Origin of the sequence: Bacillus sp. NPDC057893, from assembly GCF_042796455.1 — a bacterium.
Classification (GTDB): domain Bacteria; phylum Bacillota; class Bacilli; order Bacillales; family Bacillaceae_G; genus Bacillus_A.
The window spans coordinates 1,305,898-1,322,603 of record NZ_JBHVNG010000001.1 but is presented as its reverse complement, the minus strand read 5'-3'; the positions used below and the strand labels follow the sequence as shown (position 1 = coordinate 1,322,603).

The window sequence follows — 16,706 nt, the reverse complement described above, 5'->3', positions numbered from 1 at the left end:
ATTCCCTTTTCACTCATTATACATTCGTTTTTGGCACTTCTTCTTCATCGGGAACATGTAATACATTTTGCCATTTTTTATAAGGCGCACTATTTGGATCCACATACCCTTTCGCATACGAACGATCCCACAATTGTTTCATAAACATCTCTTTCTCTTTCTTTGCAACCATATCTGCACCTGTTCCGTAATAGTTTTGGAAATACAGCTCAATTTCATCAAGGAATAGCCTTAACAAATCATCAGATGTTTCTTCTAACGTCGGGTCATATTTTGCCTCACGATCATACATTAAAATCATATCTAAAATATTATGGACATGCTCTTTACGAAGCCATCTAATATCTTGAGCCCCTAATACAAATGCATGTGTATATAAATGCCCACCTTGTATCATTGCCTTTTCTTGTTCTTCTTCAAACCGGGACAAGATGTTTTCATAAATAAACGGATTATGAAGCAATGCTCTGTGCAACTTATAACTTTCGCTTGAAATATTTTTCCCCATCGACTGGATTAAAAAGCTACGGCCGACACCATTATATTGATACACGAATTGTCCATCAACAGCAACTAAGCTAATCCAGCGATACATATACGCGTATAGAAGAGCACGATTACATTTATCGTAATCTAACTTCGTTTGCGTTGCATTCAAGTCTGGCATAAAGGCTGGTAAGTGCCAATATTTATCTAAATGCGGCGTCAAACTAGATTTTTTACTATTTAATTTGTTCACGCGGCGATAATACGATTGAAAGTAGTCACCTTTATCGTTCATAAAGCCATTTGCAATATGTCCAGATGAAAGCTTAGGAAAATCTTGTAGCGATAATCCGTAATGAGCACGATAACAAATCACTTCAAATGGTGAAAACGCCTCGTTTACCGTATCTTTTTCTTTAAACATTTCTTGCAATAACTCTTCTTGCAATTCTTGTTTTAAAGATGGATGTACGCCCCAATATTGTAACTCTCTATGATGAGAAACTTTCGGAACGAACGGACTTGCTAAATGGAAAAGATCTTCAATTTTTTCACGAACGTATTCATCACGATCACGTTTCTTGAAATCTGCTTCTTTTCGCAATGCTTCAACGATATTAAGCTCTAGTTTGTCACGATAGCGCACTTGAAGTTCGTCATAACAATAACTCAATATATGTTCACGATAGAAGTCTTCCACCTTTTTCGACTGAATTTCTTCGGCTTTCGCATCACGACAATATTCCCCGTACAAGCTCATATAAATTTCGGACGATATATCTTTCGGTAATACACCTAAATTTAAATGTTGCTGCATATCTTGCCAAATCTTTTCTTGCAATTTCTCTTCAGCTAATACGTATACATTCGTCGGGTTCGTTTTCCCCTCAAATTCCTTGCTTCGCTTTTGGATTTCAAACAATAAATTTTCACGTGTTTCGTGTAAATTATCAAAGAATCTTTCCCAATATTGGATCATTTTATCAACTGCTTGGTATAGCGATTGATACACGAGTTCTAATAACATTTCTTTACGATACTCACTTAATTTGTGGACATATTGCGTTACGATATCTTCAAATTCTTTTTTGAACAAACGTTGCTGATTATAAAACATTTTCCCGACCCAGCCTTGTCGCTGAGCAATTTCAACGCGGCGAACAGCCGTTACCGTTCCATCAATATTACTCACATTAAATTTCTTATCGTAGTTTTGAATTAAATTACGCTTTTGTTCATTATTTTCATGCAGTCGATTCATCTTCTCTACTAACTGCTTACGAATTTCATACAGCATAAAACGTGCTGCGACAGGATGAACCGGATCCGTTTTCTTTAAAAACCATGTATTTAATTGATAAGACTGTCCTTCTGATCCACTCGGTATAAAGCGGTCTGATTCGACCATGTCATATAAAAGTGTAGTCACATGCTCATGTACACGGCTCGGAATCGCATAAGCATATAAACGAACCGCATGATCAACTCTCGCTACTTCACCTTTCATTTGTTCCATCATTTTCAGTTTCGCAGCCGATATTTTACACTCATGCTGCAGGCGGTTTAATTCTTCATCTTTTTGCACTGTACGGTGTACATAGCTTTCGACAGCCTCTAAAAACAACTTAGACTTCGCAACACCAACCTTACCGCCCTCTGCCCCTTCGCGCGTCTCATTGAACATTTGTCTATAAAAAATATGGGCCTGCTCTGGACGAGTAGCAAGATGCTCTAAATCTTCTAAATAACTTTTCCCGCGCTCTGGCTTTTCACGCTGCATACCGCGCTTTACATCTTGATCATATCTTTGCTTCTTCTCTTGAAATAGTTGATCTAAATGAAGCCAAGATTCATCTAAACCCTGCACCGCCCATTTTAAAGCACAGTATTTCAAAACGTGCTCATACGGATAAATGAGCTTCGCCGTTCCTGCTCCGCAATATCTCCCTTTCCCACTCGATTCTGCCAATTGCTGAATTTGATTATCTTCTTGCGCAAAATGATTTGCAGACATTGGACTGAATAACTGTAAATAAATCGTATTTGCCATTTGCTCCATATAATCCGATAAATTGTGCAAATGGTGCCCATGTAAATTTTCATAATCATATAAGAAACAATAATTGTACGGTAAATGATGCTGCTTTATCGTATGATTTGTTCTTCCATCTTCATCCACTTGATCAGGACGATATTCTAATTCAATCGTTACGCCGCCTCGTTTTGATAATTCACCAGTCGACCCGAGCGTAATAGCGTGCAACTCTTTTAATGATGCATAACCATTCGCTTGCACAGTTTCAAACTCTTTCGCACTAACCGTTCTCGTCTTAACTAAAACATCGGGCATTAAAAACGCACCGCGAATTAAAATGTTGTGATGCTGCAATTTTTTCCGAAGCATTTCACGCAAATATAATGCGATTTGTAAAAACATCCCTGAGCCTGTTCCGCCAGCTAGTGATGTTACAATAATGACACGTACACCATATTCCGTCTGATCACTTGTAACTGGAAAAATCTTCTCGATTTCTTGCCAAAACGATGTCAGTTTATCTTCTTTCATCGCAGCACGTAGCGCTAAACGAGAAATGACACGTAACTGTCCCGCTCCTTCCGTTAACGGTTTATCAAGTATAGTCGGGTCCATCGGGAACCACTCTGGAATCGTTGGATCTCCCGCAATATACTCTCTCGGCGTTTTACTCGAGCTCGTTTGCGTCTTAAACTTCCGAATATGATCAAATTTACTCAATGTATTCACATCTGTATCAAATACATGCATCGCTACCTTTTTACGACGCTCCTCAGATAATCTTTCATATATTTGATGTGTGACAGTGCTACCGATTCCACCTAAGCCAATTAAAATTGTTGGAACTTGTAATGTCATGTGAACCACCTTCCTATTCTTGCTTGTTTGAAAAGAAGAATAAAGAGAGCCGGGCCTCCTCCGCCCCTCTTACCCCCTATCTACTATTCACATTCGTACCGGTAAATCTCCTTACCATATCCTCTATCAATTACTAAAAGTTCATTTGGATACAACGTCTTATGCTCCATTCCCACTTCTTCCTCTGTAATAAACATTCCATCAATAATCATCCCAACCACTTGCGATTCTTTCGCTACAAATATAGATTTCGATCCTTTTTTCGCTATTAATGTTACAGATTGCACCGTCTTTCTTTCTGCTCGGAATGGAATGCCAAAATAGTGATTCCACCATTTATTTTTAAGTAACTCTGGTTCAGATTGATAAAGCCAATCTTTCGCTACTTCTTGATCCCATTCGTAATATAGTAATGCTTTCCGATGAAATCTCGGACGAACAATCCATCCTAAAATAATAATTCCTACTATTAAAAGTAATAAAGTGATAGGAATTACAAATTTAAAAACGAGCGCATACTTCTCAAAAAACGGCGCATTTTCAATGTGCATTGCAATCTTTTCCTTTACTTCTTGTAATTTTGAATCATTGATCGTGATGGTAGCCTCTACGGTGCCGGTATCTGTAAAATTGAATGTGTCGGAGTAATAAGGTCGAGGATAAACATAAACTTGACTACCATGCTGTTTTAATTCATAGTTGATCGATTGATTCGATGTGACACCAGTAGATTTTAATAGTTTCTTTACAGCCTCTTCTGTCATCGGTTTACCATTTAACTGTGGCTGTAAAATGAACGGTTTACTATTTTCTAAATTTGTTACCTTTTCTTCATAATCTTTCGTAACAGCTTGAAGTGTTAATTTTGGTTTTTCAGCTGGTTCAATCTTGAATTCTTTCGTCTGTCTATAAAATCCCTTTATATTCATATGGACTTTCCCGCGTACTAACTCTTTACCAACCTTTGTCTCGTAATAAAACACATGTCTTTTATCATCCCACTTCATCGGATACTGCTTTCCGTCTATTTCTACTTCTGCTTCGAAATAAGAAGTTTGAATTGGTAATTCAGTAGGTTTCGCTTCAATAACAGCTGTCACACCTTCATACATTTTCTCAACATTTTTTCTATCTTTATCATCTTTGTCATACGTAGAAACAGTATAGTTAAGCGCTGGTTCAACAAGTACTTGTAATCCCTCTTTCTCAATGTCCTGATCGACTTCTATCGTATATGTCCCTGGCTTAATCACTTCCTGATTCGCTGTACTTACATGCACTATATTTCCGAATAATTTAGCTTCTCCTGGTGCATGTATGGAAAAAGAAGACTGCAATTGTAACGGTTTGGAAAGTTGCATAACTTTATAATTAGACAAAGAAGGTGATTGTCGTACAAGCGTCATACGCTTTAATGGAAACGGTGTTGTAATCTCTACTTTTTTCCCTACTATTTTCGTTTTGACAATCGATTCAACAGAAGAAAATGGATCACGATTTGCAACTAATGCTGCTACTTGATTCACACTTTGTACAATACCATCCTCACCGCTAGACGGCATGACAACTCCATTCATTTCTTTTTTCCAAATTTCCTTAAACGTATTTAACTGCTCTTTTTCTTGCTGCCCTAAATCCTCTTCCATCGTGATTAAGACTGGGTGCAAAGAGATCTTTTTAGAATCCATTTCTTTCTTAAACTGTGCTAACTTCTGTGTAATTTGTTCTTTTCCGCCAACCTTATCTTTCTCCAAATCATTAAATGCCCCGTCAGTTAATACAATAAGCCAAAATTCACGTTTCCCACCTATATCTGCTTCCTTCTTTATAGATTGCATCGCCGTTTCTACTGCGCTAAATGGAGTATTTAAATATGTTTTCCACGCGCCGATTCCATTAATTTCTGTTTGCCTTTGATCCTTTGTTAACGAAATGTTTAACGGATCATTTGGCTTACTCATTGGAACGTAAGAAAATTTATCTTTCTCATCTAATAGCGCAACTAAACTTTGCAAGGCGTAATTGGCATACTTCCAACGATCGTTATTTCTCATGCTGCCCGAATCATCATATACAAGTGAAACGACCCTTTCCTTTGCCTCCTCTCCTTTTGCAAAAGCTGAAAAAGGTAAACATATAAATAGAAACAACATGAACGTGGCACAAATTCGAATTTTCATGATGAGGCTTCGCCACCTTTGTAGACAAATTCCTATGTTTAAATTTATGAGAGGAAACAAGATATATGACTTGTATTTTAGGACAACGAACGCACCATAACTTTATTATGTAAATAGATATATAACTTGGTAATATTCCTTCTAGCATTTTCTATCCAATTATATAGGTAAAAAAGCCTGTTTAAGCTCCATCCTCAAAACAGACTTTTCCTACTTTTAAAACTGAAAACTCTTAACAAAAAGTTTGATTATTAATTAGCACATCACTTCAATTGTATATCCTCCAGGTGCTTCAACATAAAATGTATACGCATGTGCATGTTTAGGCGGTTCGACTGAAAATCCGTCTTTCTTCAATCTTTGATTAATTTTATTAACTTGTTCTTCATTTTTTTGTGGAAATCCTACATGAAATGTTTTCGGATAATGAACTTCTTTCCCTTTCATTAAAGTTAATATAAACCCATCATTATCCCGCAAAACCGCAAAGGCATTCCCCCTTGTTCCACCACAAGTTAAACCAAAATACTTTTCTAAAAATTCTCTAGCAGCTGTTACATCTGTAACTGTTAAATTAAGATGATTAATTTTCAATTCACTCACCTTCTTTCTTAATTTTCTAACATTTTATCATATAAATAAAAAACACGCCTTTCACAGCGTGTTTCATTGCTTCACATATACCTCAACAATTGGATTATCTTTATTATCTGCATGTAAACGTATATTCTCTTCACCCGTATTATAAATGCTAGCTACCAGCATAACTGTTAACAAATTAGGTATTTTCGCATCACTCCCATATTTTCGTTCAAGAGCTTCTGTATACTCGAAATCCAAATCACCCTGCACATATGTATACACTTCAAAACCATCTTTTAAATTACATACGACCGTATCAATAATATCTGCTCCTACTTGTTTCTTTATTTCCCCCCGCAATGCTTCTATAAATTCTTCCCAAGGAACTTCATACGTCTGAAATTGGTCTGTAGATTTCATTTCCTTTCCTCCTCATTATGTATCCTGTTCGTATATTTCCCCTTTCCTATAACAATTATGATAGATAGGTCATTCGTACAAGCCGCACTTGTCCCCCTTACATATCGTATTACTGTAATGGGGGAAGGAGGAAAGAACATGCATAGACAAAAATGTTATAATACATGCCAACGTTATTTCGGAAAAGTTGTTCGAATTGAAGATCGTGATGGTCATATCCATTTAGGAAAAATAATAGACGTGACAAATGATTCTGTTTGGATTGAGCCAGTACAGCAGCGTTCATCTTTTGATACAGGATTTGGATACCATGGCGCATATTCAAACGGCGGATGTGATATTTGCGGCGGTCTTAGCAGATGTGATAACTGTGGATTTGGATGTGGTGGTGGATTCAGTGGTGGATTTAGCGGCGGTGGATGCAGCGGTCGTGGTTGCGGTGGTTGTGGCGGCGGTGGCTTTGGTGGCGGTGGCTTTGGTGGCGGTGGCTTTGGTGGCGGTGGCTTTGGTGGCGGTGGCTTTGGTGGCGGCTGGGGATTTGAACTCGGATTTGGCTTTATTTTTGGAATTACTTTGGCTGCATTATTTTTCATCTAACATAGTAAAGAGTTGACTATCTTTAGCCAACTCTTTTTCTCTATTTTTCACATATAAAAATGCGATGCCCTAAAATATGTTGATACATAAGCAGTACTTGTTCGTGTTGCACCCACGCCTCATACAATTTTTCCGGAATAAACGGTGATACATTCCACTCTGGCTCTTCCATATGTCCTGCAACTGTTTCTGCAATAGTTCCGCCACCCACAATTGTAATTCTTTTAAAATTTGCTGCTTTAAATAAATGAATCCACTCATTCTCAGTTAATAATTCTTTCATACCATATAACTGTCCAATCTTTTCTTCCTCTTTCGTCTCAATATGTTTTTCGGTAATCATTTCAATGACAACAAGCTTTCCATCCTCCTGTAATACACGATAACATTCCGAAATAACCTTTTCTTTATTTGTAAAAGCGAGTATAGATTCTCCAAGTACAAGCTCAAATGAATCATTTAAACACGGTAATCCTTCTACATCTCCTTGAATCAATTGTATATTTAAACCATCAAACAACCATCTATCTTTCGCTTTTTGAATCATAATTTCATTCTTTTCAACCGCTGTCACTTTATAACCCAATTCTTTTGTCATATACGCCGCTGTTTTCCCCGTGCCGCAACCTATCTCAAGGACACTAGCTCCATGTCTAAGTGGCAATTGCGCTAATAATTGTTTTGTTAATGTAAAACCACCAGGATGAGCACTCCCTATTCCGTAATAAGCTAGAAAATCAATGTATGTGTTTCGTTTCATGAGATTCTCCTTTTAGTTTTCTATAATACATATATTCATCCATAAAAAAATAGTGCACAGAAAAAAAAGCATTTTCAAGTGCTATAATACCGCAACTTGAAAATGCTTTTTTCTTTTATTATTTCTCTTCTACATACGCCCATTTGAAACTATATTCCGGACTAATATTATGTTTCACAATTCCCTTTACATTTGGTTGCATAACATATGCCTTAGCACTTTGATATAAAGGTACAAGCGCTACATCTTCTTCAAGTAACAATTTCTCTGCCTTCCCTAACTCTGCCCAGCGTTTTTTTGCATCAGCCATCCATTCCGTCTTACTTTTATCAATAATTTCATCATATTTTGAATTTGAGTAGCTCATTTGGTTCTGAGAATTTTTTGTTTCAAACATATCAAGGTACGTCATCGGATCCGCATAATCTGGATTCCAGCCACCATATGAGAAATCATAATCTTGATCTGATTCTAATTTTAGTTTTTGCTTAAATGGTTGAAGTTTAATATTTACTGTTACACCTTTTAAATTCTTTTCAATTTGATCTTTTACGTACTCCCCAACTTTTTTCGCATTACCAGTATCATAATTTAATAATTCAATTGTCACTTGATCTTTTCCAAGTTCTTTTTTCGCTTCTTCCCAAGCTGCTGCTGCCTTTTTGGAATCTTGTTTTAAACCATTCTTGAATGTTTCTGCGAAATCTTTACCGTCTGGTCCACTTGCTAAACCTTTTGCTACTAAGTAATCAACTGGTTTTGAACCATCATTTAAAATTACATTAGTTAAACCCTTCTTATCAACCGATAATGCAATTGCTTCACGTAATTTTTTGCTCTTTAACGGTGTATCTTGCCCACCACGTTTTTGATTTAGACGTAAGTAAAACGTACTTGTTTCCGAATATGCTCCAAACTCATCTTTTTTATTTCTATACTTATCAACGAATTCTCCAGATAAAAGTGCAAAATCAATTGCGCCTGTATCATATAAATTCACCCTAGTAGCTGCTTCTTTTACCACACTATAATTAATTTCATCTAATTTCACTGTCTTTTTATCCCAATAATGATCATTTTTCTTCAACTTCCAACCTTGCTCATGTTTCCAATCAGTAAGCACAAATGGACCGTTATAAACTGTTGTATCGGACTCTAAACCGTATTTCTTCCCTTGTTCTTTTACAAACTTTTCATTTAACGGATAGTATGATGCAAATGCCATTAAGTTCAAGAAATATGGTACCGGTCTGTCTAATTCAACTTCAAGCGTATAATCATCAACTGCTTTTACACCTAACGTAGAAACTTCTGCTTTCCCTTGATTAATTGCTTCTGCATTTTTAAGATAGTAAGCAATAAATGCATACTCAGCAGCTGTTTGTGGATCTACTAGACGTTGCCATGCAAATACGAAATCTTTCGCAGTTACAGGATCACCGTTTGACCATTTTGCATCTTTACGTAATTTGAATGTATATTTTTTACCATCCTCGCTTTTTGTACTAGATTCTGCTACAGCTGGGATTGGCTTATTATCCTTATCAAGACGATATAATCCTTCCATCGTGTTCCCTAAAATTTGAGATCCTAATGTATCTGTATTTTTTGAAGTATCCATCGTCGGAATTTCATTCGTTTCTGTACGATTTAATACTTGCTTTGCTGCGTATTTAATATCAGAGTTTTTCCCTTCCCCACTATTAGACGTTGTAGTAGTCGTCTTCTTCTCCCCACCAGATCCTGAACATGCTGTTAACGCCATGCTCATTGCTAATACTGGCGCTACAACCGCCGTGAACTTTTTCATCTTTTTCTTCATTCTTGTACCCTCCCCAATTATATGTACGCTACTAACTTTTAGAGATTTCTACCAACTTTATTTATCAGAAAATTCTTATTAATTAATATTCTACTATTTTTTTCAGTTTTGTAAAGTATTTTTAAGAATTTTCTAAAAGTTTATTTTTTTATGATAGTAACTTGTTATTTTACTATTATATGAATTATCCCCCATCTACTATATGTAAACATACCTCCTCTTATTCTTCTCTATTACTAAATTCTATATTTTTCTCATCAATATGAAATCTCTGCTATCATTTATCTATCCAATTGTTGAACTCTTTTCTAATTTCCTACAGTAGAATTTTAAAAGTAACCTCAAAATTTCCATGTGCCTTATTCTCCTATTCATACAAAAAAAAGCATTTCAAAAGCATATTAAACACTTTTGAAATGCTTTCATATTATTTCTTTCCGCCATCCTCAGTTACATACGCCCACTTAAAGCTATATTCTGGACTGATGTTATGTTTAACGACGCCTTTTACATTCGGTTTCATTACATATGATCTTCCTGTTTGATATAAAGGAACTAATCCTGCATCTTCTTCAAGGAATAATTTTTCTGCTTTTCCTAACGCTTCCCAACGCTTCTTCGGATCAGATAATAATTCATTACCTGCTTTTTGCACCATTTCATCGTATTTCGGATTCGAATAACTCATTTGGTTATATGGGCTCTTCGATTCAAACATATCAATAAATGTCATTGGATCCGCATAATCTGGGCTCCAGCCTGCATAAGAGATTTCATAATCTTGCGCTGACTCTAATTTTAATTTTTGTTTGAACGGCTGAATTTTCGTATTAATCGTTACACCTTTTAAATTTTTCTCAATTTGATCTTTAACATAATCAGCAATCTTTTTCGCAGTTCCATCATCATAGCTTAGTAATTCAATTGTAACTTGATCTTTTCCAAGTTCCTTTTTCGCTTCTTCCCATGCAGCTGCTGCTTTTTTCGTATCTTGTTTCAGACCATTTTTAAACGTATCTTGGTAATCTTTACCGTCAGGTCCTGTCGCAAGCCCTTTTGGAACCAATTGATCTGTTGCTTTTGATCCATTATTTAAAATAACGTTTGCTAAGCCCTTTTTATCAACTGATAAAGCAATTGCTTCACGCAGTTTTTTGCTCTTTAACGGTGTATCCTGTCCGTTACGCTTTTGATTTAAACGTAAGAAGAATGTACTTGATTCTGCATACTCACCGTACTCATCTTTATTCGATTTATATTTATCTACAAACTCTCCTGATAGTAGTGTGAAATCAATTGATCCTGTATCATATAAATTTACTTTTGTAGCCACTTCTTTTACAACGCTGTAATTAATTTCTTCTAATTTCACAGTCTTATTATCCCAATATTTATCATTTTTCTTCAGCTGCCATCCTTGTTCATGTTTCCATGAAGACATAACGAATGGTCCGTTATACACCGTTGTATCTGCTTCTAAACCAAACTTATCTCCTTTTTCTTTTACAAACTTTTCATTTAATGGATAGTATGACGGGAATGCTAATAAGTTTAAGAAATATGGTACTGGTTTTTCTAATTCTACTTCAAGTGTATAATCATCTACCGCTTTTGCACCTAATTCCGTTGCAGGTTTTTCACCTTTATTAATTGCCTCTGCATTTTTAATATAGTAGGCAATAAACGCATATTCTGCAGCTGTATTTTTATCAAGTAAGCGCTGCCATCCATATACGAAATCTTTCGCTGTTACAGGGTCTCCATTGGACCATTTCGCATCTTTACGCAGTTTAAACGTATATTTTTTACCATCTTCGCTTTTCGTACTTGATTCTGCAGCAGCTGGAATAGGCTTATTATCTTTATCAAGACGATATAATCCTTCCATCGTGTTCCCTAAAATTTGTGCCCCTAACGTATCAGTAGATTTAGAAGTGTCCATCGTCGGAATTTCTTGATTTTCCGTACGATTCAATACTTGCTTCGCTGCATATTTAATATCAGATTTTTTTTCTTCCCCACTATTAGATGTAGTAGTCGTTTTCTTCTCTCCACCTGACCCAGAGCACGCTGTCAATGCAACGCTCATCGCTAAAACTGGTACTACAACTGCTGTTAACTTTTTCATCTTTTTCATCTTTTTTCTCTTCATTTTTATACCCTCCCCAATTATATGTACAATACCAACCCTTGAGAGACCCCTTGCTAAGGATTTACTTTTCAGAAAATTATAACTAATATTATTCTACTCTATTTTCCGTGTTTGTAAATAGTTTTATTTTAAATATTCAGATTTTTTCTTCGTAATTTAGTATGATTTATCCCTCATCTACTGTATTTACATACTATACCCCTTATTCTTCTCTATTTAATTACACTAAAAAAAGCATTCCAAAAGTAGATTAGCTACTTTTGGAATGCTTTTTTAAATTCTATTATTTCCCGTCTTTCTCGGTTACATAAGCCCATTTAAAGCTATACTCTGGACTAATATTATGGTGAACAATGCCTTTTATATTTGGTTGTAAAACGTAAGCATCTCCACGTTGGTATATAGGTACAAGCGCTACATCCTCTTCAAGTAATAATTTCTCTGCTTTTCCTAGTTCTTCCCAACGTTTTTTCGCTTCATTCGTTAATTCACCGCCCGCTTTTTTGATCATTTCATCATATTTCGGATCAGAGAAGCTCATTTGGTTATGAGAATGCTTAGAATCAAACATATCTAAGAATGTCATTGGATCTGCATAGTCAGGTCCCCAGCCAGCAAACGAAATATCATACTCTTGCTCAGTTTCTAATTTTAGTTTTTGCTTGAATGGCTGAAGTTTAATATTTACTGTTACACCTTTTAAATTTTTCTCAATTTGATCTTTTATATATTCTCCAACTTTTTTCGCATTACCAGTATCGTAGTTTAAAAATTCAATCGTAACTTGATCTTTGCCAAGCTCTTTTTTCGCTTCTTCCCATGCTGCAGCTGCCTTTTTGGAGTCTTGTTTCAGACCATTTTTAAATGTCTCTTGGAAGTCTTTACCGTCTGGTCCAGTTGCTAAACCTTTTGGTACTAAGAAATCAGCAGGTTGTGAGCCATCATTTAAAATAACAGTTGCTAAATTCTTTTTATCAATTGATAACGCAATTGCTTCACGTAATTTTTTGCTCTTTAACGGTGTATCTTGTCCACCACGTTTTTGATTCAGACGGATGAAATACGTACTCACTTGTGAATATGTTCCAAACTCATCTTTCTTATTTCTATATTTATCGACAAACTCACCATTTAATAAAGCAAAGTCAACTTGACCGCTATCATATAAATTCACACGAGTTGCTTGCTCTTTTACAACGCTATAGTTAATTTCATCTAATTTTACAGTCTTTTTATCCCAATATTGATCATTTTTCTTCAACTTCCAACCTTGCTCATGTTTCCAGTCAGTAAGAACGAACGGTCCATTATAAACTACTGTATCAGATTCTAAACCGTATTTATCCCCTTTTTCTTTTACAAATTTTTCATTTAGTGGATAATACGATGGAAATGCTACTAAGTTTAAGAAGTACGGTACCGCTTGCTCTAATTCAACTTCAAGCGTATAATCATCCAACGCTTTCGCTCCTAATTCAGTTACAGGTTTTTCTCCTTTATTAACCGCTTCTGCATTTTTTAGTGGGAATGCGATAAACGCATACTCAGCAGCTGTTTTCGGATCTAATAGACGTTGCCATGCATATACGAAATCTTTCGCAGTTACTGGATCACCATTTGACCATTTTGCATCTTTACGTAGTTTAAATGTATATTTTTTACCATCTTCACTTTTCGTACTAGATTCCGCGGCAGCTGGAGTTGGCTTATTATCTTTATCTAGGCGATACAAACCTTCCATTGTATTTCCTAAAATTTGCGAACCAAGTGTATCCGTATTTTTCGAAGTATCCATCGTTGGAATTTCATTTGTTTCTGTTCGATTTAAAACTTGTTTTGCCGCTAATTTCCCCTCTGACTTGCTATCTCCACTTGAGTTTGTGCTTGTCTTTTTATCTCCGCCTGATGTAGAACATGCTGTTAGTGCCATGCTCATTGCTAAAACCGGTACTACAACTGCTGTTAGTTTTTTCATTTTTTTCTTTTTCATTTTCTGTACCCTCCCTAATTCTAAACGATATCTATTTAAGAATTTTCTGATAATTCTCTTTTTCTTTATATACTTATCAGACGATTCTTACTACTTCTTATTCTACTAATTTTTTAAAATTTGTAAAGTATTATTATTAAAAATTTTTAAAAAATTATTTTCTTACAGTAATATTCATAAAAATTCCATATAGTTTTTTAACATCGTTTTTTATCGTTACATATACACTAATTTAATAGTGTTAATTATATTTTCTAATAAACAGACTGTAGATTATCGTTAATAAATAATGTATATTTTAGAAATCTTTTTCCTACAAAAACGAAAAAAGCCCACTTTCTCAGTGGACTTTCTAATTTACAACGGTAAATCCCTCTTCCTAAATACTACAATTGCTACTATGAAGATACAAAGTGCTCCAGCAGTTAAACCTATACTTACCGGCCATATATTATATGTTCCTTCAGCAATTTCTTTCGGACGAAACAATGTAAACAAGGATATATTTCTCATCCACTCTAACTTATCGCTTAATTTCCCTACCATATCTAATACGAAAAATAGGATTGTTAAACTTGCTGAATAGCTAAGTGCCTTCCTTTCATCATTACATATACAGGAAAAGAAAAATGAATAGGCACTAACTACTAAAAATATTAGCCCCCCGACTACATTTATCTTCAAAAATAATTCTTTATTTAAATTATTATCTTTTAAAAACCATTCTGCACCTAATATACCAGCTACATAAGTAACAATTACAATAATTAGTAGTCCCAATATGAGAACAGCAGCTTGTGTAATTGCAATTTTCACCCTTGATACAGGTGTTGCTAATAAATATGCCATCGCCCCTTTATCTACATGACGAGCAATTAAATGCGTTGCAACCGTGACGCAAAAAATTGTTAAAATGATAATAAACAATAGGCTATAATATTCACCAGCTAAAAAATCCATTACATTTTGAATTGGGCTTTCCATTCCAACGATTTTTTTTACACTATCAGGCATGGCACTTATTAATTCATTTAACCCCTTCGCTGAAACCATCGATGGGAATATCCAAATTAATAACCATAAATAAAGAGCTGCACCAGTAGCATAGCTCAATATACTTTTTTGAGTTTCTTTCAAACTAGCTAAAAATAGTTGTTTATTCATGCTTTATCCCTTCTTTCTTCTCGTAATAATGCATAAATAAATGTTCTAAATCCGTCGCTCTCGTTTGAAGTGCCGTTACATTATAGTTTGAAAGTATTTGTAAAACAGTTTGATAGTTTCCTTGCACAATAATTGACGCCTCTCTACCTTTCACCCCTTCAAATTGCAAATCACATTGTTTAAGCGACTCGATTTCTTCCTCTGATGATACTGTTACATCTATTACTTGTCTTCGCATTCCTTGTAAATCATGAATATCTTCTACCGTTACAAGACGTCCATCTTTAATAATAGCTACTCTATCACAAGTTCTCTCAATTTCAGTGAAAATATGTGATGACATAAGGATTGTTTTCCCTCTTTGCTTTTCCTCTAATATTAAATCTATAAATACTTGTTGCATAAGTGGATCGAGTCCTGATGTTGGTTCATCTAAAATTAGTACTTCTGGATTATGCATAAATGCCGCAACTATCCCTACTTTTTGTTTCATTCCTTTAGACATTTTTCGAATTGGTGTTTTCACATCGAATTGCAAACGTTCTATTAATTCATCTCGTCTTTTTATATCTTTTAACCCACGCATTCCTTGCATCAAATTTAAAAACTCTAATCCATTCATTCCTTCAATAAAAGAAATTTCTCCTGGTAAATAGCCAACTTCTCTTTGAATTTTCGCAGCATCTTCCCAACAATCTAACCCGAAAATTGTCGCTTTACCAGCCGTCGGTTTTATAAATCCCATTAAATTACGAATCGTTGTTGATTTCCCAGCACCATTTGGTCCTAAGTAGCCAAAAATTTCCCCTTCTTTCACTTCAAATGTAATATCAAACAAGCCTTTCCCATTTGAAAACTGTTTTGTGATATTTTGAACTGAAATCATAAGCCCACCTCATTTTTTGAAATATTTTAAGTATGATATTTCAAAATTATTGTACTCTTCATCTTTCATATTCGCAACAACTTTTTGAAATATTTATATGTCCATATTTCAAAAATATTGTTTTCAATTATTTTTTCTTGTATATTTTAAATGAGGTGATTGTATTGAACGGCTTTGAAAAAGTGAAAGAAAAGAAAAAACGTGCCATTAAAGAGGCAGCCTTCGTATTATTTTCAGAACGCGGATTTAATGAAGTAAAAATAGAACATATTGCAAAAAAAGCAAACGTTTCTCAAGTTACAATTTATAATCATTTTGGAAGTAAAGATGCGTTATTTAGGGAACTTATACAAGAATTTATAATATCTGAATTTCAATATTATAAAGAGCTTGCGGAAGAAAAATTACCTTTTCATGATATGATGCAAAAAATGATTGTAAGAAAAATGAATACGGGCGGGTTATTTCAGCCTGATATGCTACTACAAATGATGCAAAAAGACGAAGAGCTCCGAGAATTTATTTATAGTTATCAAAACGAAAAAATCCTGCCTTGGTATTTAGAAATATTAGAACAAGCACAGCGCAAAAATGAAATTAACCCTCATCTTTCAAAAGGAATGATGTTACTGTACATTCAAATGTTCACTAAATTAGGTGATGATTTCGGGGCACAGCTTCTTGAAGGAGATCGAGAAAAACATATACAAGATATAGTTACGATGTTCTTTTATGGACTTTCTGTTCCGCAAAAATAAAAAAGACACAGAATCG

Annotated in this window: 12 protein-coding genes; 2 read left to right on the top strand and 10 right to left on the bottom strand. The window is 35.1% G+C overall.

The features are described 5' to 3' along the window. Window positions 1–16: 16 nt before the first annotated feature. The 4 genes from ACFVQC_RS07115 to ACFVQC_RS07100 all read right to left on the bottom strand — a co-directional run bounded on the left by ACFVQC_RS07115 (window position 17) and on the right by ACFVQC_RS07100 (window position 6,561). Window positions 17–3,379, bottom strand: a complete 3,363-nt coding sequence (locus ACFVQC_RS07115) for a tubulin-like doman-containing protein (RefSeq protein ID WP_377897857.1) — start codon at window positions 3,377–3,379, stop codon at window positions 17–19. An 83-nt stretch (window positions 3,380–3,462) separates the two neighbouring features. Then, window positions 3,463–5,559, bottom strand: coding sequence for a vWA domain-containing protein (locus ACFVQC_RS07110; RefSeq protein WP_377897855.1), 2,097 nt, complete (start codon window positions 5,557–5,559; stop codon window positions 3,463–3,465). A gap of 255 nt (window positions 5,560–5,814) precedes the next feature. Further along, window positions 5,815–6,153 carry a VOC family protein gene (locus ACFVQC_RS07105; protein ID WP_377897853.1) on the bottom strand — a complete coding sequence of 113 codons (339 nt, stop codon included), beginning with the start codon at window positions 6,151–6,153 and terminating at the stop codon, window positions 5,815–5,817. A gap of 72 nt (window positions 6,154–6,225) precedes the next feature. Further along, the gene (locus ACFVQC_RS07100; protein WP_002066455.1) at window positions 6,226–6,561 is read right to left on the bottom strand and encodes a hypothetical protein; all 336 of its coding nucleotides are present in this window, start codon (window positions 6,559–6,561) and stop codon (window positions 6,226–6,228) included. A gap of 138 nt (window positions 6,562–6,699) precedes the next feature. Between ACFVQC_RS07100 and ACFVQC_RS07095 the strand changes: the two genes are divergently transcribed. Beyond that, complete coding sequence (locus ACFVQC_RS07095) at window positions 6,700–7,158, top strand: hypothetical protein (RefSeq protein ID WP_377897851.1); 459 nt, start codon at window positions 6,700–6,702, stop codon at window positions 7,156–7,158. A 40-nt stretch (window positions 7,159–7,198) separates the two neighbouring features. Here ACFVQC_RS07095 and ACFVQC_RS07090 read toward each other — a convergent pair whose 3' ends face one another. The 6 genes from ACFVQC_RS07090 to ACFVQC_RS07065 all read right to left on the bottom strand — a co-directional run bounded on the left by ACFVQC_RS07090 (window position 7,199) and on the right by ACFVQC_RS07065 (window position 15,932). Continuing rightward, the gene (locus ACFVQC_RS07090) at window positions 7,199–7,918 is read right to left on the bottom strand and encodes a class I SAM-dependent methyltransferase (protein ID WP_377897849.1); all 720 of its coding nucleotides are present in this window, start codon (window positions 7,916–7,918) and stop codon (window positions 7,199–7,201) included. A 118-nt stretch (window positions 7,919–8,036) separates the two neighbouring features. Further along, on the bottom strand, window positions 8,037–9,740 hold the full coding sequence (locus ACFVQC_RS07085) for a peptide ABC transporter substrate-binding protein (RefSeq protein ID WP_377893713.1): 1,704 nt from the start codon (window positions 9,738–9,740) through the stop codon (window positions 8,037–8,039). A 427-nt stretch (window positions 9,741–10,167) separates the two neighbouring features. Next, window positions 10,168–11,892, bottom strand: a complete 1,725-nt coding sequence (locus tag ACFVQC_RS07080) for a peptide ABC transporter substrate-binding protein (protein ID WP_377897847.1) — start codon at window positions 11,890–11,892, stop codon at window positions 10,168–10,170. A gap of 283 nt (window positions 11,893–12,175) precedes the next feature. Continuing rightward, a complete protein-coding gene (locus tag ACFVQC_RS07075; RefSeq protein WP_002146345.1) occupies window positions 12,176–13,882 on the bottom strand; it encodes a peptide ABC transporter substrate-binding protein in 1,707 nt (568 codons plus the stop codon). Between the two features lie 357 nt (window positions 13,883–14,239). After that, window positions 14,240–15,046, bottom strand: coding sequence for an ABC transporter permease subunit (locus tag ACFVQC_RS07070; protein ID WP_002199699.1), 807 nt, complete (start codon window positions 15,044–15,046; stop codon window positions 14,240–14,242). Beyond that, a complete protein-coding gene (locus ACFVQC_RS07065; protein ID WP_377897845.1) occupies window positions 15,039–15,932 on the bottom strand; it encodes an ABC transporter ATP-binding protein in 894 nt (297 codons plus the stop codon). Before ACFVQC_RS07065 ends, ACFVQC_RS07070 begins: the two co-directional genes overlap by 8 nt. 164 nt (window positions 15,933–16,096) lie before the next feature. Here ACFVQC_RS07065 and ACFVQC_RS07060 point away from each other — a divergent pair, with 164 nt between their 5' ends. Beyond that, window positions 16,097–16,690, top strand: a complete 594-nt coding sequence (locus tag ACFVQC_RS07060; RefSeq protein ID WP_377892273.1) for a TetR/AcrR family transcriptional regulator — start codon at window positions 16,097–16,099, stop codon at window positions 16,688–16,690. Window positions 16,691–16,706 lie beyond the last annotated feature (16 nt).

Excerpts from the sequence above, each read along its gene's own strand:
- ACFVQC_RS07070 (WP_002199699.1), bottom strand. The coding sequence starts at position 15,046 with ATGAATAAACAACTATTTTTAGCTAGTTTGAAAGAAACTCAAAAAAGT.
- ACFVQC_RS07075 (WP_002146345.1), bottom strand. The coding sequence starts at position 13,882 with ATGAAAAAGAAAAAAATGAAAAAACTAACAGCAGTTGTAGTACCGGTT.
- ACFVQC_RS07090 (WP_377897849.1), bottom strand. The coding sequence starts at position 7,918 with ATGAAACGAAACACATACATTGATTTTCTAGCTTATTACGGAATAGGG.
- ACFVQC_RS07065 (WP_377897845.1), bottom strand. The coding sequence starts at position 15,932 with ATGATTTCAGTTCAAAATATCACAAAACAGTTTTCAAATGGGAAAGGC.
- ACFVQC_RS07095 (WP_377897851.1), top strand. The coding sequence starts at position 6,700 with ATGCATAGACAAAAATGTTATAATACATGCCAACGTTATTTCGGAAAA.
- ACFVQC_RS07110 (WP_377897855.1), bottom strand. The coding sequence starts at position 5,559 with ATGAAAATTCGAATTTGTGCCACGTTCATGTTGTTTCTATTTATATGT.
- ACFVQC_RS07100 (WP_002066455.1), bottom strand. The coding sequence starts at position 6,561 with ATGAAATCTACAGACCAATTTCAGACGTATGAAGTTCCTTGGGAAGAA.
- ACFVQC_RS07115 (WP_377897857.1), bottom strand. The coding sequence starts at position 3,379 with ATGACATTACAAGTTCCAACAATTTTAATTGGCTTAGGTGGAATCGGT.
- ACFVQC_RS07085 (WP_377893713.1), bottom strand. The coding sequence starts at position 9,740 with ATGAAGAAAAAGATGAAAAAGTTCACGGCGGTTGTAGCGCCAGTATTA.
- ACFVQC_RS07080 (WP_377897847.1), bottom strand. The coding sequence starts at position 11,892 with ATGAAGAGAAAAAAGATGAAAAAGATGAAAAAGTTAACAGCAGTTGTA.